This window comes from Nocardioides sp. (assembly GCF_030150155.1).
Lineage (GTDB): Bacteria > Actinomycetota > Actinomycetes > Propionibacteriales > Nocardioidaceae > Nocardioides.
Window position 1 is genome coordinate 1 of sequence record NZ_JASLGR010000049.1, and the last position, 18,872, is coordinate 18,872.

An 18,872-nucleotide genomic window follows, 5' to 3' on the forward strand; every position below is an offset into this window, starting at 1 on the left:
CCTGAGTCCGGAGAGGCCACCATCTCACCACGGCCGTGGTGGGCGATGCCGGCCCCACACAAACTGGGTCATGCGTTCGTGGAGTTGCTTTCGCGGATCCCGATGGACCGGCTACCGGTCCACGGCACCACTGCGGCGACCTTGTTCATCACCGTCTCCCTGGACCACCTGCGGTCCGGGCTGGGTGCTGCGATCGTGCAGGCCCCCGCGGGCGAAGACCTGATCAGTGCCACCGAGGCACGGCGTCTGGCGTGCACCCACGACCTGATCCCCGCAGTCCTCGGGACACATGGGGAGGTCCTTGACCTGGGTCGTCGCACCCGGCTCTTCAGTCCCGCCCAGGTGCGGGCACTACGGCTACGACATACGTCCTGTCAGGGCCAGGGCTGCACCAGGCCCGCGTCCTACTGCGAAGCCCACCACGACACCGGCTGGATGACCGGCGGGCCTACCGACCTGGCCAACGCCCTCCTGCTCTGCAGCCGGTGTCACCACCACGCCCACGACCCCACCACGACCTACGAGGTCACCGCCGACGGCACCGTCACGTTCGCTCCACGGGAGAGTCCACCGTGACCCAGTGCCGGGGCAGCGGCGGCCCAGCGACGGGGCAGCCAGCCTCAGCGGTGGTCGCCGGAGTTCGCTGCGATGGCCGCGATCGGCGGGATCACCGCGGCGATCAGGGACATCGTCACCGCCGCCGGGGTGGACCACAGTCGGACCAGGGTCCAGGCGACCAGGATCAACAGCAGGCAGACTCCCATCAGCGCGAAGTACAGGCGTTCCCGTTGCTGGAGCTGCTCGCCGTGCGAGCGCGGAACCTGAGTGATCGTGACGTGGTGGCGTGGCATGGTCCTCACCCCTCCTGGGTCTCATTCCAGTGTAGGTCGGAATACTCCTGCCCCCTGCCGACGTTGCCGCACCACGTGACCCAGAGCGCTGCCGCACCCCTCCGCAACCCTGTGTGGGCCATCCTGGCCCTGGCCGTGGGTGGCTTCGCGATCGGGACCACCGAGTTCGCGACGATGGGCGTCCTGCCCGAGATCGCCGACGGCGTCGGCGTGAGCGTGCCCTCGGCGGGGCATCTCATCACGGCGTACGCGCTCGGGGTCGTGGTCGGCGTGCCGATCCTCTCCTTCTTCGCAGCGGCGCTGCCGCGCAAGGAGCTCCTGCTTAGCTTCATGGGCCTGTACGCCGTCTTCAACCTGATCAGCGCGCTGGTGTCGTCCTTCGGGCTGCTGACCCTGGCGCGGTTCCTCGACGGGCTGCCGCACGGCGCCTACTTCGGGGTCGCCTCGCTGGTCGCGGCCAACCTGGTCACCGAGCAGAACCGTGGTCGGGCCGTCGCCGGCGTGATGATGGGGCTCTCGGTGGCGAACGTGATCGGCGTGCCGGCGGCCACCTGGCTCGGGCAGAGTGCCGGCTGGCGTGCGGCGTACCTGACCTGTGCGGCCCTCGCCGTCCTCACCGTCGTCCTGGTGTTCGTCGCCGTACCGCACCAGCCCGGTGACCCGAGTGCGACCGGGCGCTCGGAGGCACGTGAGTTCTTCGGCAGCCTGCAGGTCTGGCTCACGATGGCCGCCGGTGCGATCGGGTTCGGCGGGATGTTCTGCGTGTACTCCTACATCTCCAAGACCGTCACCAACGTCGGCGGCCTGGACAAGGGCGCGGTCCCGTTCTTCACCCTCGCCTTCGGTCTCGGCATGGTGGTCGGGACCTGGGCTGCCGGCGAGCTCGCGCAGTGGTCGGTCTACCGCTCCCTGATCCTGTCCGGCATCGGCGGCGGCCTCGCGCTGCTCGCGTTCTGGGCACTCGCCCCGCACGGCTGGGCGCTGTGGCCGATCGCCTTCTGCGTCTCGGCGATCTCCTCGGTCCTGGTGGTCAACCTCCAGCTGCGGCTGATGGACGTCGCGGGCAACGCCGTCACCCTCGGCGCGGCGATGAACCACGCCGCCCTCAACATCGCCAACGCCCTCGGTGCGTTCCTCGGTGGCGTCGTGATCGACCACGGCTACAGCTACCGGGCGCCCGCCGTGGTCGGCTCGATGCTGTCGGTGCTGGGGGTCGTGATCCTGGTGTGGAGCGCCATGATCCACCGCCGTACGGCGATCACGCCGACCTTCGCGGGGGAGCACGTCTGACCCGGTTGGTGCCAAGCGCGTCGTACGGCGACAATGGAGGCATGCCTGACGCAACCTCCACGACGCCCGCGGCGCGCCCGCGGGTGCTCTCCGGCATCCAGCCCACCTCCGACTCGTATCACCTGGGCAACTACCTCGGTGCCGTGCGGAACTGGGAGGCGCTCCAGGCCGACTACGAGCCGTTCTTCTTCATCGCCAACCAGCACGCGATCACGGTCGAGCAGGACCCGAAGGTGCTCGCCAAGCGCACCATGATCTCCGCCGCCCAGCTGCTGGCCGCCGGTGTCGATCCCGAGCGCAGCTCGATCTTCATCCAGTCCCACGTCCCCGAGCACGCGCAGCTCTCCTGGGTCCTCGAGTGCCTCACCGGCTTCGGCGAGGCCCGCCGGATGACGCAGTTCAAGGACAAGTCCCTCAAGCAGGGCGAGGGCTCGACCTCCGTCGGCCTGTTCACCTACCCGGTGCTGATGGCGGCCGACATCCTGATCTACCGCCCGGCCTACGTCCCGGTCGGCGAGGACCAGCGCCAGCACCTGGAGCTGACCCGCGACCTCGGCCAGCGGTTCAACAGCCGTTACAAGAAGACCTTCCGCATCCCCGAGCCGTACATCGTCAAGGAGACCGCGAAGATCTACGACCTGCAGGACCCGACCGCGAAGATGTCGAAGTCGGCCTCCTCGCCCAACGGCCTGATCGACATGCTCGGCGACCCGTTGGTCTCGGCGAAGAAGATCAGGTCCGCCGTCACCGACTCCGAGGCCGAGGTCCGCTTCGACGAGGAGAACAAGCCGGGGGTGTCGAACCTGCTGCGGATCTACTCCGCGCTGACCGACATCAGCATCGACAAGCTCGTCGACGACTACGCCGGCAAGGGGTACGGCGACTTCAAGAAGGACCTCGCCGACGTCGTGGTCGACTTCGTCACCCCGTTCCGGGAGCGGACCTTCGAGCTGCTCGAGGACCAGACCGAGCTCAAGGCGGTCCTCGCCGCCGGTGCCGAGAAGGCCCGCGCGGTGGCGAGCAAGACCCTCGCCGACGTCTACGACCAGGTGGGCTTCGTCCCGCCGTTCAACTGAGGCCGCACCTGTGGTGCAGACCATCGGCGTCGTCGTTCCGGTCCCGGAACCCTGGGGGAGTGCCCTCCAGGAGTTCCGGGAGCGGATCGGCGACCCGATGGCCGACCTGATCCCGCCCCACGTCACGCTGCTGCCGCCGGTGGGGCTGTCCACCACGATGATCTCCGGCGTCGTCGACCACCTCACCGCCGCCGCGGCACAGGTGCAGCCGTTCGAGATCCGGCTGCGCGGCACCGGCACGTTCAGGCCGATTAACCCGGTGGTCTACGTTGCCCTCACCGAGGGCTCCGAGCAGTGCGACGCCCTGGAGCAGCAGGTGTGCAGCGGCCCGCTCGGCATCGACCTGGCCTGGCCCTACCACCCGCACGTCACGGTGGCCCACCAGCTGCCCGAGGAGAGGCTCGACCAGGCCGAGGCCGAGTTCGCCGACTTCGACGCGACCTTTAGCGTCGAGGACTTCACGCTCTATATCCTCGATCCCGACGGTCGGTGGCATCCGACCCATACCTTCTCGCTCGGAGGATGAGGGATGGCTCTCGCAGTGGTCGAACGCGCAAAGGCGACATTCGAGGACGTGCGAGAGCGGAGCAGAGCACTCGATCTGGTGCTGCGTGTCCAGGAGCACTACTCGCGCACCGGCGCCTCCCAGCAGGCCGGCGCGACGACGTACTTCGGCTTCTTGTCGTTCTTCCCGATCCTCGCGCTCGCCGTCTTCGCGATCAGCGTGATCGAACAGGTCTGGCCCGAGGCCGAGCACGGCCTCACCTCGGCGCTCAACCAGGTCATCCCGGGCCTGATCGGCACCGGTGACGGACAGATCTCGCTGTCGGACCTGGAGCGGTTCAGCGGCTGGGCCGGGGTCGTCGGCGTCCTCGGTGTCGCGTACGCCGGCACCGGCTGGGTCGACGCGCTGCGCACGGCGCTGTACACCGTCTTCGAGATCCCCGAGGACGACAAGCCCGGCTTCCTCAAGGCCAAGGGGCTTGACCTGCTGGCGATGGTCGTGATCGGGGTGGTGCTGCTGGTCTCGGTGGTCGGAGCCCAGACCCTGACCTCGTTCTCCGCCGACGTCGCCGACTGGCTGGGCCTCGGCTCCAGCGTCGCGCTCACGATCCTGGCGCACGTGGCCTCCTGGGCGGTCAGCGTGCTGCTGTTCTTCGTGATCTTCAGGCTGGTCGGCAACCCCGGGCTGCCGCACCGCTCGCTGTGGGAAGCCTCCGCGCTGGCAGCGTTCGGCTTCGAGGTGCTGAAGATCATCTCCTTCCTGGTGCTCGGCTCGGTGCGCGGCTCCCCGGCGTTCCAGGCCTTCGGGGTGGCGCTGGTGCTGCTGGTGTGGATCAACTACTTCAGCAGGGTCACGTTCTATGCGGCGTCGTACGCCTGCGAGGTCCGGCCCCGGGTCACCGAACCGACCGAACCTACCGAACCGACGGAACCGAGCTGAACCGGAACCGCTCCGGTGCCGAGGCCAGTCCCAGCGCCACCTGAGCGGCCAGCTCACCGACCGCGGGGGCGTGCTTGAAGCCGTGCCCCGAGCAGGCGCTGGCCAGCACCACCGGGCCCTCGGCGTCGATCACGAAGTCGCTCGACGGCGTGGTGGAGTACAGGCAGGTCGACGCGGTGACGGTGTGGGTGTCGACCCCGGGCAGCCAGGTCCGGGCGTAGTCGACCAGCGCCTCCACCCGGGCCGGGTCGACGCTGCGGTCACGGTGGTCGGGATCGACCACCGGCCCGATCCCGTGGTGACCGATCTTGACCCCCTCCGGCGCTCCCAGCCCGTAGACCCCGGTCCCGGTCGGCAGGGCGGCTCCCTCGTGGTGGATGAAGCTGGGCCAGGCCAGGGGTGTGGCGGCGGCCAGGTGGATCGGCTGTTCCTGCGTCACCCGCACCGGCGGCGCTGCGGGGAACAGGTCGCCGAACAGCGTCGGAAGCCACCCGCCCGCCGCGACCACCACCCGGTCGGCGGTGATCGTGGTCAGCCCGCTCAACGTCACCAGGACGTGGTCCAGTGACGGTGAGATCCGCTCCACCCGGGTGTGGGTGCGGATCTCCACCCCGAGCGTCGCGGAGGCGGCGTACAGCGCCTGCACGGCGGCATCGGCGTCGACCCGGCCCGCATCGGGATGGACGAGTACCGAGGTGTCGAACCGCAGGCCCGGCCAGCGCCGCGCCGCCTCGGACGGACTCAGCCGCTCGCTGCGGTGACCTGCGGCGCTCAACGTGGCCTCCAGTGCGGAGGTCACCTCGACCGGACCGTGATCGACGCCGCCTGTGAGCGTGAGTACGTCGGCACCCGCGGCCGACTCCAGGGATCGCCACAGCTCCAGCGCCCGTGAGGCCAGCGCGACGTAGTCGGCCTCGGGGTAGGCCAGCCTGAAGATCCGTGAGGAGCCGTGCGAGGAGCCGCGGTCGTGGCCGGGAGCGAACTGCTCCACGAGCACGACCTCGGCACCGAGTCGGGCCAGCTGCCAGGCGGTGGCGGCGCCGACGACGCCGCCACCGACCACGACGACCTTCGAAGTCATCGACCCGACCCGTTCAGGAGTTGTCCAGCGGCAGCCCCGGCGGGTTGATCTGTGAGGACGTCACCGCCTCGTTGGAGATCCCGTAGGTCTTCAGCCAGGTGGCGTACTGGCCGTTCTTGATCAGGTAGTCGATCGCCTTCGCGACCGGCTCGGCCAGGCCAGAGCCCTTCTTCACCGTCGCCGCGATCAGGCCCTGGAGGGTGGAGCCGGCACCGGAGTACGTGCCCGCGATCCGGAATCGGTCCTTGGTCTGAGCGACCTGGTAGGCGTTGGTCGGGTTCGGGCCGAAGTAGGCGTCGATCTGCCCCGACTCCAGTGCCGCCCAGGTCGAGGTGGTGTCGGCGAAGTACTTGATCGTGATCGGCTTCTTACCCTCGGCCTTCAGCTTGTTGCTGAACTCGATCAGGATCTTCTCCTGGTTGGTGCCCGCCGAGACGGCGATCGTCAACCCGGCCAGGGGGGCCGGGTCGCCGCTGAAGGTGAGCGCGCTCTTCGCCGCCACGATGAAACTCAGGTTGTCCTGCCGGTAGGAGGCGAAGTCGTACTTCTCCTTGCGCTTCTCGGTGTCGGTGATGTTCGAGAAGCCGACGTCGGTCCGGCCCGAGTCGATCCCGACGAAGAGGTTGTCCCAGGTGGCGTTGACCACCTCCGGCTTGAGGCCGAGCACGGCTGCGACCAGACGGCCCAGGTCGGGCTCAGCACCGGTCAGGGTGGAGTCGTCGGTGCCGACGTAGGCCAGCGGCGGGAAGCCGGTGGGCAGCGCCCCGATCCCGATGGTCAGCGTGCCGGCCTGGGTGACCGCGGCCGGCAGCGTGGCGCGGATCTGTGCCACCTCCGGCACCGCCAGCGTGGTCGAGGGGTAGGAGTCGCCCGCCTTCGCAGCGATCGTCACCTGGGTGGTGCCGTCAGTGGCCTTCGTGGCGGCGGCCGCCGAAGAGGAGGCGTCGGAGCCGCAGGCGGTCAGCGAGACGGCCACGGCTGCCACCGAGGTGAGCGCTGCGAGCGTGCGGACGAGGGGACGGTGGAGGGACATCGGGTTCCTTCGGGTGGGAGGGGAGGGGGTGGTGCGGGCCGTGCCGACGTACGACGTCAGCGGACCCTTCCGAGAAATTCGCGGGTGCGAGGGTGGCTGGGTGCGTCGATCACGGCCGCGGGCGGCCCCTGTTCGACGATTACGCCGCCGTCGATGAAGACGACGTGATCGGCGACCTCGCGGGCGAAGCCGATCTCGTGGGAGACGATCACCAACGTGGCGCCGTCGGCGGCCAGGCGGTGGATCACGGCCAGCACCTCGCCGACGAGCTCGGGGTCCAGTGCCGAGGTGGGCTCGTCGAAGAGCAGGACCTCGGGCTCCAGTGCCAGGGCCCTGGCGATCGCCACGCGCTGCTGCTGTCCGCCGGAGAGCTGGCGCGGGAAGGCGTCGCCGCGCTCGCCGAGACCGACCCGGCCGAGTAGCTCGACGGCGCGGGCCCGGGCCTCGCGCCGGGGGAGCCGGCGATGGGCCAGCAGCGGCTCGGCGACGTTGTCGGCCGCGGTCAGGTGGGCGAAGAGGTTGAAGCTCTGGGCGACGAACCCGATCCGGGTGCGCTGGCGGCGGATCGCCCGCGGCGCCAGCTCGTGCAGCCGGCCGCGGCGCTCCTCGACCCCGATCAGCTCGCCGCCGACGGCGACGTAGCCGGTGTCCAGGGGCTCGAGGTGGTTGATAGCCCGGAGCAGGGTGGACTTGCCCGAGCCGGACGGCCCGAGGATCACCGTCACCGATCCGGCCGGCAGGGCCAGGTCGATCCCGGAGAGGACCTGCTGGCCGGCGAAGGCCTTGCGGGCCGCGCGGACCTCCACGGCGGCCACGACGGCCACGGCGGGGGCGCTCATCGGGTCACCTCGGCGAGTCGGACCCGGGCGCCGCTGAGGCTGCGTCGCAGACGCTGCCACGGTGTCGGCGGCAGCGTGCGGACGGCACCGCGGGCGTAGTACCGCTCGATGTAGTACTGCGCGACGGACAGCACCGTCGCGATCACCAGGTACCAGGCCGAGCCGGCCAGCAGGATCGGCACGATGTCGTTGGGGGTGCGGCTCTCCAGGATGTAGACGGCGGTGAACATGTCGGCCAGACCGACGTAGTAGACCAGCGAGCTCATCTTCACCAGCCCGATCAGCTGGTTGACGTAGCCCGGCACGATCGAGCGCAGCGCCTGAGGCAGCACGATCCGCAGCAGCCGGCGACGCGGGGAGAGGCCGAGCGCGGTGGCCGCCTCGATCTGGCCGGCGTCCACGGACAGGATGCCGCCGCGGATCAGCTCGGCGGCGTAGGCGGCCTCGTTCATCGCCAGCGCCACCACGCCCGCGACCAGGGCGGGCAGCAGCAGCGGCGTCTGGGTGCTGAACAGGGCCGGCAGCAGCGGCAGCTTCAGGGCCAGGGTGGGGAAGAACTGGGAGGCGTTGAAGACGATGATCAGGAGCACCGTCAGCGGCAGCGACCTGAAGAACCAGATGTAGAACCAGGCGGCGGCGTTGACCAGCCCCGAGCCCGACAGCCGGGCCAGGGCCAGGACCACCCCGAGGACGAACCCGAGGACGCCGGCGTACAGCGTCACCAGCAGGGTCAGGCGGAGGCCCTGGAGCACCACCGGACGGGTGAAGTACCCCCAGAAGAGCTCCCACTGGTAGTTCGGGTTCCGCGCGATCCCGGTCACCAGCGAGACCAGCAGCAGGGCGACGACGGCGCTGATCGTCCAGCGCACCCAGTGTCGGCGGGGGACGGCGCGCTCGCTGAGCACGGCGGGGGCGGCGGTCGTGGTGATGGAGGTGGTGGGCGCCGGCGATGCCGTAGCGGCGAGGGTCGGGCTCGGGTCGAGCGCGGGTTCGGATGTGACACTCACGCGAGGCTCCTCAGGGTGGGGTGGTCGTGCTGTCACGGCCCATCATGCAGAAAGTCGAGTAATTTTATTTAGTTTGTCCGGAATGTGGACTTCCGTCTCATTCGGGACGGCCGAGGGGTCATGGTGGGGGAGTGCCCGATGACTCACTCCTCGACAACCCGGCCTGGCATGCCCTGACCGGACCCCACCAGCGGTTCGCTCAGAGTCGTGGTGCGGCCCGCCGCTACCAGCCCGAGGTCTCCTTCGCCTCGGCCCTCGCCGCGCCCTGGGATCCGACCGATCCCGGGTGGTCCGACCTCGCCGACCTCGCCGGTCCAGGGCAGGTGGTCACCCTCACCGGCGCCCAGATCACGCCCCCGCGTGGATGGGACGTGATCGAGACCGGCCAGGGATACCAGATGGTCGACATCGCCGTCGATGCCGCGCCCGACCCCGAGGCGGTGGCGCTCGGCGCCGCCGACGTGCCGGCGATCCTCGACCTGATCGCCCGGACCAAGCCCGGGCCGTTCCTGCCCCGCACGATCGAGCTCGGCGGCTACCTCGGCCTCCGTCGCGACGGTGAGCTGATCGCGATCGCAGGGGAGCGGATGCACCCCGCGGGCTGGACCGAGATCAGTGCCGTCGCCACCGACGAGCGCTACCGCGGCCAGGGCCTGGCCGGGCGACTGGTCCGCGCCGTCGCCCACGCCATCCGCGAGCGCGGGGACCATCCGCTGCTGCACGCCGCGCAGACCAACATCAACGCCGTCCGGCTCTACGAGGCGCTCGGCTTCAAGACCCGGATCCACACCACCTTCGCCCTCCTCCGCACCCCCACCAGCCAGACCGGCCCGACCAGCCAGACCGACCAGAACGGAACCGACCGATGAGCGCACCCCTCCACCTCGCCGTCGCCCTCGACGGGGCCGGCTGGCATCCCGGCGCCTGGGCCGAGACAGGAGTGCGCCCCGGCGCGCTCTTCACCCCCGGCTACTGGGCCGACCTGGTCGCCCGGGCCGAGTCGGGTCTGCTCGACCTGGTCACGATCGAGGACGGCCTCCGGCTCCAGTCGGAGGCGTCCCTCGACGACGATCCCCGCACCGACCGGATCCGCGGCCGCCTCGACGCCGTCCAGATCGCCGCCCGGGTGGCACCGCTCACCCAGCGGATCGGACTGCTCCCCACCGCCGTGGTCACCCACACCGAGCCGTTCCACCTGTCCAAGGCGATCGCGACCCTCGACTACGTGAGTCGCGGTCGTGCCGGCGTACGCGTGCAGGTCGACGCCAGCGCGGTCTCGGCCCGCCACCTCGGCCGGCGCGAGCAGCCCGCGATCTCGCTGCGGGACTACGCCGCCGGCGACCCCGCCGCCGCAGCCGTCGTCGCCGACCTGTTCACCGAGGCCGGTGACTACGTCGAGGTGCTGCGTCGGCTGTGGGACTCGTGGGAGGACGACGCCGAGATCCGCGACGTCGCCACCGGACGGTTCGTCGACGTCGACCGGCTGCACTACATCGACTTCGAGGGCAGCCGGTTCTCGGTGCGCGGCCCCTCGATCACGCCGCGTCCGCCGCAGGGACAGCCGATCGTGGCGGCGCTGGCCCACGCGCAGATCCCGTTCACCCTGGTCGCCGACCACACCGACCTGGGCTTCCTCACCCCGCACAGCAACGCGGAGGCGGCCGAGCTGGTCACCCGGCTGCGGGCGCTGCGGCTGGCCGGCCCTGCCGCCGCCGAACCGCTCCACCTCTGGGCCGACCTGGTCGTCGTACTCGGCGAGACCGACGCCCACGCGCGTAGCCGCCTGGCCCGCCTCGACGACCTGGCTGGAGCTCCGTTCCGCTCCGACGCCGAGCTCTTCGTCGGTACGCCGACCGGGCTCGCCGACCTGCTGGCCGACTGGCACAGCACCGGGCTGACCGGCTTCCGACTCCGGCCGGCGGTCCTGCCCGACGACCTCGACCGGATCGTCACCGACCTGACGCCCGAGCTGCGTCGCCGCGGCCTGGTCCGCACCGCCTACGAGGCCGACACCCTGCGCGGGCACCTTGGCCTCACCCGCCCCGCCAACCGCTACGCACCCGTAGGAGCCCACCGATGAGCACCACCCCGTCGAGCAAGCCGCTCAAGCAGGTCCACCTGGCCGCCCACTTCCCGGGAGTCAACAACACCACGGTGTGGAGCGACCCGGCCGCGGGCAGCCACATCGACTTCGCCTCCTTCCAGCATCTGGCCCAGACCGCCGAGCGTGGGAAGTTCGACTTCTTCTTCCTCGCCGAAGGCCTCCGGCTGCGGGAGCAGGGTGGCTCGATCTACGACCTCGACGTCGTCGGGCGCCCCGACAACCTGACGGTGCTGGGCGCGCTGGCCGCTGTCACGACCCACCTGGGCCTGGCCGGCACGATCAACTCGACCTTCAACGAGCCCTACGAGGTAGCCCGCCAGTTCTCCTCCCTCGACCATCTCTCCGAGGGCCGGGCGGCGTGGAACGTGGTGACCAGCTGGGACACCTTCACCGGGGAGAACTTCCGCCGGGGCGGCTACCTGCCGCAGTCGCAGCGCTACGAGCGGGCGATCACGTTCCTGGAGGCGGCGCAGACGCTGTGGGACTCCTGGCGCGAGGATGACCTGGCCGCCGACGCGTCGACCGGTCAGTTCCTCACCCGCCCCGACGCCGGACGGTTCCGGATCCAGAACCGGCAGTTCGACATCGAGGGGCACTTCAACGTGCCGCGCTCCCCTCAGGGGCGCCCGGTGATCCTCCAGGCCGGCGACTCCGAGGAGGGCCGCGAGTTCGCCGCCGCCCAGGCCGACGCGATCTTCAGCCGCCACTCCCAGTACGACGACGGGCGCCGGTTCTACGCCGACGTCAAGGGCCGTCTGGCTCGCTACGGGCGCAGCCACGACGAGCTGCTGATCCTGCCGGCGGCGACCTTCGTGCTCGGCGACACCGACGCCGAGGCCGCCTACCTGGCCCACGAGGTCCGCCTCGCCCAGGTCTCCCCGGCGACCGCGATCGCCTTCCTGGAGCAACTGTGGAACACCGACCTGGCTGGCCATGACCCCGACGGACCGCTGCCTTCGTTCGACCCGGTCGACACCGAGGTCGAGGGGCTGCACGCCCAGGGCCGCGCCAGTGCCCGGTTCCACAGTGAGCGGGTCGCCACCGCCCGCGACTGGCGTGCTCGGGCCGAGGCCGAGGGGCTGACCACCCGGGAACTGATCATCGAAGTCACCGGTCGGCAGTCTTTCATCGGGTCGGCGGCGACGATTGCCCGCAAGATCAGCACCTTCGTCCAGGACGACGCTGCCGACGGCTTCGTGCTGGTCCCGCACCTGACTCCCGGCGGGCTCGACGCGTTCGTCGACCAGGTGGTGCCGCTGCTCCAGGAGGCCGGCGTGCATCGCACCGAGTACGAGGGCCCCACCCTGCGTCACCACCTCGGCCTGGCCCACCCCGACCGTCCCGCGGCCCGGAAGGTGAGTGCGTGATGAGCGCCGCGACCCCGGTCACGCTCAGCGTCCTCGACCTGATCCCGATCACCTCCGGCTCCTCGGCCACCGAAGCACTACGGCGTTCCATCGACCTCGCCCAGCAGGCCGAGGCCTGGGGCTACCAGCGGTACTGGTTCGCCGAGCACCACCTCAACCCTGGCGTCGCCGGGACGAGTCCGGCGATCGCCCTGGCCGCCACCGCTGCGGCCACCCGGCGGATCCGGCTCGGCTCCGGGGCGGTCCAGCTCGGCTACCGCAGCACTCTGGCCACCGTCGAGGAGTTCGGCCTGCTCGACGCCCTGCATCCGGGCCGGTTCGACCTCGGCCTGGGGCGCTCCGCAGTCGGTGGCGCCCCAGGCGGTCCGCCGCGGACCTCCGAGCGGGTGGTCGAGGGCCGCACCGCCAACGGCCTGCTGGTCCCGCCCCCGTTCAGCGTCGCCGGGCTGCTGGACTCGCCCCGGTTCGCCGCGCAGCGCCGCCTGCTGGCACCGAGCCCCGAGCAGCGCTCCTACGGTGAGGTGGTCGACGAGATCCTGAGCTTCCTCGACGGGACGTGGAAGTCTCCCGAGGGTGTCGACCTGCACGTCGTGCCCGGCGAGGGTGCCGCCGTACAGCCGTGGGTGTTCGGCAGCACCGGCGGCGAGTCCGCGCGGGTGGCGGGGGAGCGGGGCCTGCGCTTCGCGGCGAACTACCACGTCGCACCGGCCGGGGTGATCGACGCCGTCGACGCCTACCGGGCGGCGTTCAGGCCTTCGGCCGACGTGCCCGAGCCGTACGTCGCCGTCAGCGCCGACGTCGTGGTGGCACCCGACGAGGAGACCGCCCGGGAGCTGGCAGGCGGCTACGCGCTCTGGGTGCGCTCGATCAGGTCCGGGGAGGGAGCGATCGCCTTCCCGACGCCCGACGAGGCCCGGCAGTGGGAGTGGAACGACGCCGACCGGGCACTGGTCGCCGACCGGCTGGCGACCCAGTTCGTCGGCTCACCGGCCCAGGTCGCCGACCGGATCGAGCAGCTCGTCGAGGCGACCGGCGCCGACGAGGTCGCGCTGACCACGATCACCCACGACCACGCCGACCGGCTGCGGTCCTACGAGCTGATCGCCGCTGAGTGGGCCCGACGGGTCGGTGCGGTGGACGGCTCGAGCGTGGGCGTCAGCGCCTCGCGACCGTCGAAGACGAAGCAGTCGCCGGTGTAGTGCTCCCCGCCGACCTCCTCGAAGTACTTCAGGATGCCGCCCTCGAGCTGGTGCACACGGGCCAGCCCGGCCTCGGCCATGAAGATCGCGGCCTTCTCGCACCGGATCCCTCCGGTGCAGAAGCTCACCACGGTCTTGTCGGCGAGCTGGTCGCGGTGGGAGAGCACCGCGTCGGGGAACTCGGTGAACTTCTCGATCCGGAAGTCCAGGGCGCCGGTGAAGGTGCCGTAGTCGACCTCGAACGCGTTGCGGGTATCGAGCATGACCACCTCGCGACCCTCGTCGTCGTGCCCGTCGCTGAGCCAGCGCTGCAGGGTCGCCGCCGAGACCGACGAGGCCCTGCCGTCGGCGGGACGGATCGTGGGGTGGTCCATCCTGATGATCTCGTTCTTGAGCTTGATCAGCATCTTGCCGAACGGCTGTTCGGCCGACCACGACTCCTTGGCCTCCAGGGCCGCGAACCGCTCCTCGGTGCGCAGCAGCTCCAGCAGTCCGCGTACGCCGCTCGGCGTACCGGCAAGGAAGAGGTTGATGCCCTCCGACGCGAGCAGGATCGTGCCTTTGAGCTCGGCCTCCACGCAGCGCGCCATCAGGGTCTCGCGCAGGGTCTCGCGGTCATCGAGCGGGGTGAAGAGATAGGCGGAGACGTTCAGCACCGATGACACGGCGCTCAGTCTAGATCGCGCCCGGTGTGGTGTACGGCGAAGGGCCGCCCTCCCGGAGGAGAGCGGCCCTGTCGCTGGTGCTACAGGCTCAGTGGCCCTGCTTGATCGAGTCGCGCAGGTCCTTGTTGAGCTGCGAGATGACGTCGAGCGGGATGCCCTTGGGGCAGGCCGCAGCGCACTCGCCGATGTTGGTGCAGCCACCGAAGCCCTCGTGGTCGTGCTGGGCGACCATCGAGGCGACGCGGGAGTACCGCTCCGGCTGGCCCTGCGGAAGCTCGCCCAGGTGGGTGATCTTCGCGCCGAGGAAGAGCGAGGCCGAGCCGTTCGGGCAGGCGGCGACGCAGGCACCACAGCCGATGCAGGTCGCGACGTTGAAGGCCCGCTGGGCCTTGTCACGCGCGGCCGGCACGGAGTTGGCCTCGGGGGCCGAACCCGTGTTGGCGGAGATGAAGCCGCCGTTGGAGATGATCCGGTCGAACGCGCCGCGGTCGACGATCAGGTCCTTGATGATCGGGAACGAGCCCGAGCGCCAGGGCTCGATCGTGATCGTGTCGTTGTCCTTGAACGACCGCATGTGCAGCTGGCAGGTCGTGGTGACCTCGGGGCCGTGCGCCTGACCGTTGATCATCAGGGAGCACATGCCGCAGATGCCCTCGCGACAGTCGGAGTCGAACGCGATCGGCTCCTCGCCGGAGTGGATGAGCTGCTCGTTGAGCAGGTCGAGCATCTCCAGGAACGACATGTCGGTGGACACGCCGTCGAGCGAGTAGGTGTGCAGGGCGCCCGCCTCGGCAGGCCCGGCCTGACGCCAGATCTTGAGGGTGAACTTCACTTGTAGGACCTCTGCTTCATTTCGATGGCGGTGTAGATCAAGTCTTCCTTGTGCAGGACCGGCTTCCCGCCCTCGAGCGAGTCACCGCCCCACTCCCAGGCAGCGACGTAGGCGAACTCGTCGTCGTGACGCAGCGCCTCGCCGTCCTCGGTCTGGGACTCGGCACGGAAGTGACCACCGCACGACTCGCGACGGTTGAGCGCGTCGATGCACATCAGCTCACCGAGCTCGATGAAGTCGGCCACGCGGCCGGCCTTCTCCAGGTCCTGGTTGAGGTCCTCGGCCTTGCCGAGCACCTTCACGTTGGTCCAGAACTCCTTCTTGAGGTCACGGATCTTCGCGATGGCGGTCTTGAGACCCTCCGCCGTGCGCTCCATGCCGCAGTACTCCCACATGATGTGGCCGAGCTCCTTGTGGAAGGACTCCACCGAGCGCTCGCCGTTGATCGACATGAAGGTGTCGATCTGGGCCTGGACGGCAGCCTTGGCCTCGACCACGGCCGGGTGGTCCTCGGAGACCTTCTCGAACGGGCCGTCGGCGAGGTAGTCGCGGATGGTGTTCGGGAGGACGAAGTAGCCGTCGGACAGGCCCTGCATCAGCGCGGAGGCACCGAGACGGTTGGCACCGTGGTCGGAGAAGTTCGCCTCGCCGGCGCAGTACAGGCCGGGGATGTTGGTGGAGAGCTCGTAGTCGACCCAGAGGCCACCCATGACGTAGTGCACGGCCGGGTAGATCCGCATCGGGCCCGCGTAGGGGTCCTCGCCGGTGATCCGGGCGTACATGTCGAGGAGGTTGTCGTACTTCTCCTCGATCGCGTCGCGGCCCAGACGCTTGATCGCGTCGGTGAGGTCGAGGTAGACACCACGGCGCACCTTGATGTGGGTGCCGTCCTGCTGGACTTCGTCGACCTCGGGACCGACACCGCGGCCCTCATCGCACATGTACTTCGCAGCACGCGAGGCGATGTCACGGGGGACCAGGTTTCCGAAGGACGGATAGATCCGCTCCAGGAAGTAGTCGCGGTCAGTCTCGGGGATGTCCTGCGGCTTCTTGGTGACGTCGGCGGCGTTCTTGGGAACCCACATCCGGCCGTCGTTACGCAGGGACTCGCTCATCAGGGTCAGCTTCGACTGGTGAGCACCGGTGACCGGGATGCAGGTCGGGTGGATCTGCGTGTAGCAGGGGTTGGCCATGTAGGCGCCCTTGCGGTGCGCACGCCAGGCGGCGGTGACGTTCGAGCCCATCGCGTTGGTCGACAGGTAGAAGACGTTGCCGTAGCCACCCGTGGCCAGGACGACGACGTCGGCCAGGTGGGTCTCGACAGCGCCGGAGACCATGTCACGGGTGATGATGCCGCGGGCACGACCGTCGACGATGATCACGTCGAGCATCTCGTGGCGGTTGTACGGCGTCACGGTGCCGGCAGCAACCTGGCGCTCCAGGGCCTGGTAGGCACCGAGCAGCAGCTGCTGGCCCGTCTGGCCACGGGCGTAGAACGTCCGGGAGACCTGGACGCCACCGAAGGAGCGGTTGTCGAGCAGGCCGCCGTACTCGCGGGCGAACGGAACGCCCTGAGCGACGCACTGGTCGATGATGTTCGCACTGACCTCGGCCAGGCGGTAGACGTTCGACTCGCGGGCACGGTAGTCGCCGCCCTTCACCGTGTCGTAGAAGAGACGGTAGATCGAGTCGCCGTCCTCCTTGTAGTTCTTCGCCGCGTTGATGCCGCCCTGGGCGGCGATCGAGTGCGCCCGGCGCGGGGAGTCCTGGTAGAAGAAGGACTTCACGTTGTAGCCGGCCTCGCCGAGGGTGGCGGCGGCAGCGCCGCCGGCCAGGCCGGTGCCGACGATGATGATGTCGAGCTTGCGACGGTTCGCCGGGTTGACCAGGCGGTTTTCGAACTTGCGGTTCGTCCAGCGGGTCGCGATCGGACCGGTCGGCGCCTTGGCGTCGACGAGCTTCTCGCCGAGCTCGTAGTAGCCCGCTGCGTCGTCGGAGGTCTGAACCGGGGCCGCGTTGGTCGGCTGGGGGTTGAGCAGATCGATGGATGCCACGAATTCGTCCTTAGAGCGCGATCACGCCGAAGAGCGTGAAGAGGGGGACCAACGAGAAGCCGCCGGCGATCACGATGGCCACGACCCAGCCGAAGCTGCGGGCCCGCGCGCGGGAGGCGACGGTGTTGGTCAGGCCGAGGGTCTGGCAGGCGCTGAACGTGCCGTGGTGGAGGTGGAAGCCCAGAGCGAGCATGGCGATCAGGTAGATCACCGTCATCCACCACGCGGAGCCCGCGAAGGCACCCACCAGGTTGTTGTACGGATCGTTGACGCCGCTGGTGCCCTCCTCGATGTTCACCTTCAAGATGGTGAAGTGGAGGAGGTGCCAGATCACGAAGAGCAGCAGCGTCACGCCGCCCCAGCGCATGGTGCGCGAGGAGAGCGAGGACGCCACGTTCTTCTTCACGGCGTACTTGACCGGGCGCGCCTTGACCGCGCGCTTGGCGAGCGTCGCCGCGGAGGCCACGTGGACCACCAGGGAGACGATCAGCACGACGCGCAGGATCCAGAGGAAGCCGGCGTAGGGGAGCATCGGGGTCCCGAGGGTCCGCAGGTGCTCGGCGTACTCGTTGTAGGCATCGTGGCCCGCGAAGGCCTTCAGGTTGCCGTACATGTGCACGAGGACGAACAGGATGAAGACGATGCCGCTGGCGGCCATGGCCAGTTTCAGCGCGATCGTCGAGTGCGTCGCGCGCACTCCCTTGACGAGTTCGGTGGTTGCCACGTCTGGCTACGATACCTGCGGCGACGTGCGTGGTGTCATCGGGGGCGCTGTGAGTTTCCTCCGAAGGCCGCCCGGTCGCTGTGGATCAGCGACCGGACGGACTCCGGGCTGAGTCTCAGCGGCGGCCGAGGACGAGGGCGATCCGGGTGCCCTGCCGGGCGATCACCCCAGGCTGCACCTTCTGCTTGACCACCTTGTTGCGCAGCTTGGCCTTCGCAGTGGTCCGCTGGATCCGGCCGACACGGCAGTGCGCCGCGGCGAGGGCGCTCTTGGCATCGGCGAGCGTGCGACCGCGGAGGCTGGGCACGATGCAGTACGTCGTCTGCGCGGGCTTCGTGGTCACGGGCGCTGCCGGGGTGGCCGGGGTCGTGGGCGTCGTGCTCGCCGGCGCGGTGTCGGCACAGGTCGCGTCGGTGAACGCGCCGTTGGTGGTGTTCGCCACCAGCTCCACGCCGCAGCCGCGGTGGGCGATGCCCTGCTGGAGGGCGAGGCCGGTGGTGTTGTGCGCGATCCGGGAGGTGGAGGCCCAGAGCTCGGCGCGGGCCGTGACGGCGAGGCCGACCGGGTTGTCGGTGATCGACGAGCCCGACAGCGTCGCCGTGACCGAGCCGGCCGGCGTGCTGGTGGCGGTGTCGGCGTCGGCGGGGGCCAGGGAGATACCGGCGGTGCAGGATCCGCTGATGTCGAGGTCGCTCATCGCCAGGGCGAGCGAGGACGTCGTCGGTACGTCGACGCCGGTGCCGAAGCCATTGAGGGTGAGGTCGTCGAGGCGGACGGTGCCGGCGCTGAGGATCCTGATGCCGGCCTCCGTGGCGCAGGTGCCCGGATCGTTGAACGAGATCAGGTCGAGGCCGCGCAGGGTGACCTTCGCGGTCGCGGGGGCGTTGATGGTGATGGCTGAGCCCTGGCCGACCGCCAGGATGCTGGCGATGGAGGAGTCGGCGTTGATGGTGATCGACTTGGTGATGGTCACGGCGCCGAAGCCACCCGGGTCGAGGACGCTGATCACGCCGCCCTCGGCGGTCTTGCCGATCGCGCCGGCGAAGGTCTTGCACGGGGCGGTGCGCGAGCACGGGTTGGCGTCGTCGCCGACGCCGGAGACCCAGGTCCGGGAGGCGCCGGTGGCGGCATGGGCGGGGGCCATCATCACGGGGATGAGGGCGAGGCCGGCGATGCCGGCGACGAGGCGGGGGAGGGCGCGAAGGTACGTCACCGGCCGGACGTTAATGGCACCGCGCGTCATTTTCTGCCGTTTCCCGTTGACACCGTCGGACGGTTGTTCCCGACCAGCGGGAACGATACTGCT

The 18,872-nt window shown here is 69.9% G+C and carries 19 protein-coding genes; 9 read left to right on the forward strand and 10 right to left on the reverse strand.

The features are described 5' to 3' along the window. Nucleotides 1-576 (forward strand): HNH endonuclease signature motif containing protein (locus Q1V88_RS15785; RefSeq protein ID WP_300682250.1); only part of this gene is annotated, 576 nt, incomplete at its 5' end. A 44-nt stretch (nucleotides 577-620) separates the two neighbouring features. Here Q1V88_RS15785 and Q1V88_RS15790 read toward each other — a convergent pair. Next, nucleotides 621-851, reverse strand: a complete 231-nt coding sequence (locus tag Q1V88_RS15790; protein WP_300682251.1) for a DUF3099 domain-containing protein — start codon at nucleotides 849-851, stop codon at nucleotides 621-623. A gap of 75 nt (nucleotides 852-926) precedes the next feature. On the opposite strand from Q1V88_RS15790, the gene Q1V88_RS15795 reads away from it, so the two are divergent. From Q1V88_RS15795 to Q1V88_RS15810, 4 genes are read left to right on the forward strand one after another with little or no spacing between them, the layout of a single operon-like run. Next, nucleotides 927-2,141 carry an MFS transporter gene (locus Q1V88_RS15795; protein WP_300682252.1) on the forward strand — a complete coding sequence of 405 codons (1,215 nt, stop codon included), beginning with the start codon at nucleotides 927-929 and terminating at the stop codon, nucleotides 2,139-2,141. Nucleotides 2,142-2,182: 41 nt separating this feature from the next. Next, on the forward strand, nucleotides 2,183-3,217 hold the full coding sequence (gene trpS, locus Q1V88_RS15800) for a tryptophan--tRNA ligase (RefSeq protein WP_300682253.1): 1,035 nt from the start codon (nucleotides 2,183-2,185) through the stop codon (nucleotides 3,215-3,217). A gap of 10 nt (nucleotides 3,218-3,227) precedes the next feature. Beyond that, the gene (locus tag Q1V88_RS15805) at nucleotides 3,228-3,743 is read left to right on the forward strand and encodes a 2'-5' RNA ligase family protein (RefSeq protein ID WP_300682254.1); all 516 of its coding nucleotides are present in this window, start codon (nucleotides 3,228-3,230) and stop codon (nucleotides 3,741-3,743) included. A 3-nt stretch (nucleotides 3,744-3,746) separates the two neighbouring features. Then, nucleotides 3,747-4,661: a YihY/virulence factor BrkB family protein gene (locus tag Q1V88_RS15810; protein ID WP_300682255.1), complete on the forward strand. Its 915-nt coding sequence runs from the start codon at nucleotides 3,747-3,749 to the stop codon at nucleotides 4,659-4,661. Here Q1V88_RS15810 and Q1V88_RS15815 read toward each other — a convergent pair. The 4 genes from Q1V88_RS15815 to Q1V88_RS15830 are packed head-to-tail and all read right to left on the reverse strand — an operon-like array spanning nucleotide 4,636 to nucleotide 8,621. After that, nucleotides 4,636-5,742 (reverse strand): FAD-dependent oxidoreductase, encoded by a 1,107-nt coding sequence (locus Q1V88_RS15815; RefSeq protein ID WP_300682256.1) that lies wholly within the window; start codon nucleotides 5,740-5,742, stop codon nucleotides 4,636-4,638. The two genes, Q1V88_RS15810 and Q1V88_RS15815, sit on opposite strands and share 26 nt — an antisense overlap. Nucleotides 5,743-5,755: 13 nt before the next feature. Next, a complete protein-coding gene (locus tag Q1V88_RS15820) occupies nucleotides 5,756-6,775 on the reverse strand; it encodes an ABC transporter substrate-binding protein (RefSeq protein WP_300682257.1) in 1,020 nt (339 codons plus the stop codon). A gap of 56 nt (nucleotides 6,776-6,831) precedes the next feature. Beyond that, nucleotides 6,832-7,614 (reverse strand): amino acid ABC transporter ATP-binding protein, encoded by a 783-nt coding sequence (locus tag Q1V88_RS15825; RefSeq protein WP_300682258.1) that lies wholly within the window; start codon nucleotides 7,612-7,614, stop codon nucleotides 6,832-6,834. Further along, the gene (locus Q1V88_RS15830) at nucleotides 7,611-8,621 is read right to left on the reverse strand and encodes an amino acid ABC transporter permease (RefSeq protein WP_300682259.1); all 1,011 of its coding nucleotides are present in this window, start codon (nucleotides 8,619-8,621) and stop codon (nucleotides 7,611-7,613) included. The genes Q1V88_RS15825 and Q1V88_RS15830 overlap by 4 nt, the downstream gene beginning before the upstream one ends. Before the next feature lie 131 nt (nucleotides 8,622-8,752). Here Q1V88_RS15830 and Q1V88_RS15835 point away from each other — a divergent pair, with 131 nt between their 5' ends. From Q1V88_RS15835 to Q1V88_RS15850, 4 genes are read left to right on the forward strand one after another with little or no spacing between them, the layout of a single operon-like run. Further along, nucleotides 8,753-9,490, forward strand: coding sequence for a GNAT family N-acetyltransferase (locus Q1V88_RS15835; protein ID WP_300682260.1), 738 nt, complete (start codon nucleotides 8,753-8,755; stop codon nucleotides 9,488-9,490). Then, nucleotides 9,487-10,701 carry an LLM class flavin-dependent oxidoreductase gene (locus Q1V88_RS15840; protein WP_300682261.1) on the forward strand — a complete coding sequence of 405 codons (1,215 nt, stop codon included), beginning with the start codon at nucleotides 9,487-9,489 and terminating at the stop codon, nucleotides 10,699-10,701. The genes Q1V88_RS15835 and Q1V88_RS15840 overlap by 4 nt, the downstream gene beginning before the upstream one ends. Then, the gene (locus Q1V88_RS15845) at nucleotides 10,698-12,092 is read left to right on the forward strand and encodes an NtaA/DmoA family FMN-dependent monooxygenase (RefSeq protein ID WP_300682262.1); all 1,395 of its coding nucleotides are present in this window, start codon (nucleotides 10,698-10,700) and stop codon (nucleotides 12,090-12,092) included. The genes Q1V88_RS15840 and Q1V88_RS15845 overlap by 4 nt, the downstream gene beginning before the upstream one ends. Continuing rightward, nucleotides 12,092-13,291 carry an LLM class flavin-dependent oxidoreductase gene (locus Q1V88_RS15850; RefSeq protein ID WP_300682263.1) on the forward strand — a complete coding sequence of 400 codons (1,200 nt, stop codon included), beginning with the start codon at nucleotides 12,092-12,094 and terminating at the stop codon, nucleotides 13,289-13,291. The genes Q1V88_RS15845 and Q1V88_RS15850 overlap by 1 nt, the downstream gene beginning before the upstream one ends. Here Q1V88_RS15850 and Q1V88_RS15855 read toward each other — a convergent pair. From Q1V88_RS15855 to Q1V88_RS15875, 5 genes are all read right to left on the reverse strand, one after another. After that, nucleotides 13,183-13,956 carry a sulfurtransferase gene (locus Q1V88_RS15855; protein WP_300682264.1) on the reverse strand — a complete coding sequence of 258 codons (774 nt, stop codon included), beginning with the start codon at nucleotides 13,954-13,956 and terminating at the stop codon, nucleotides 13,183-13,185. The genes Q1V88_RS15850 and Q1V88_RS15855 overlap by 109 nt on opposite strands. Before the next feature lie 88 nt (nucleotides 13,957-14,044). Next, nucleotides 14,045-14,788, reverse strand: coding sequence for a succinate dehydrogenase/fumarate reductase iron-sulfur subunit (locus tag Q1V88_RS15860; protein ID WP_300682265.1), 744 nt, complete (start codon nucleotides 14,786-14,788; stop codon nucleotides 14,045-14,047). Then, nucleotides 14,785-16,827 carry a fumarate reductase/succinate dehydrogenase flavoprotein subunit gene (locus Q1V88_RS15865; RefSeq protein ID WP_300682301.1) on the reverse strand — a complete coding sequence of 681 codons (2,043 nt, stop codon included), beginning with the start codon at nucleotides 16,825-16,827 and terminating at the stop codon, nucleotides 14,785-14,787. The genes Q1V88_RS15860 and Q1V88_RS15865 overlap by 4 nt, the downstream gene beginning before the upstream one ends. A gap of 25 nt (nucleotides 16,828-16,852) precedes the next feature. Beyond that, nucleotides 16,853-17,566 carry a succinate dehydrogenase cytochrome b subunit gene (locus tag Q1V88_RS15870; protein ID WP_300682266.1) on the reverse strand — a complete coding sequence of 238 codons (714 nt, stop codon included), beginning with the start codon at nucleotides 17,564-17,566 and terminating at the stop codon, nucleotides 16,853-16,855. A gap of 115 nt (nucleotides 17,567-17,681) precedes the next feature. Further along, a complete protein-coding gene (locus Q1V88_RS15875; RefSeq protein WP_300682267.1) occupies nucleotides 17,682-18,779 on the reverse strand; it encodes a PASTA domain-containing protein in 1,098 nt (365 codons plus the stop codon). Between the last annotated feature and the right edge of the window lie 93 nt (nucleotides 18,780-18,872).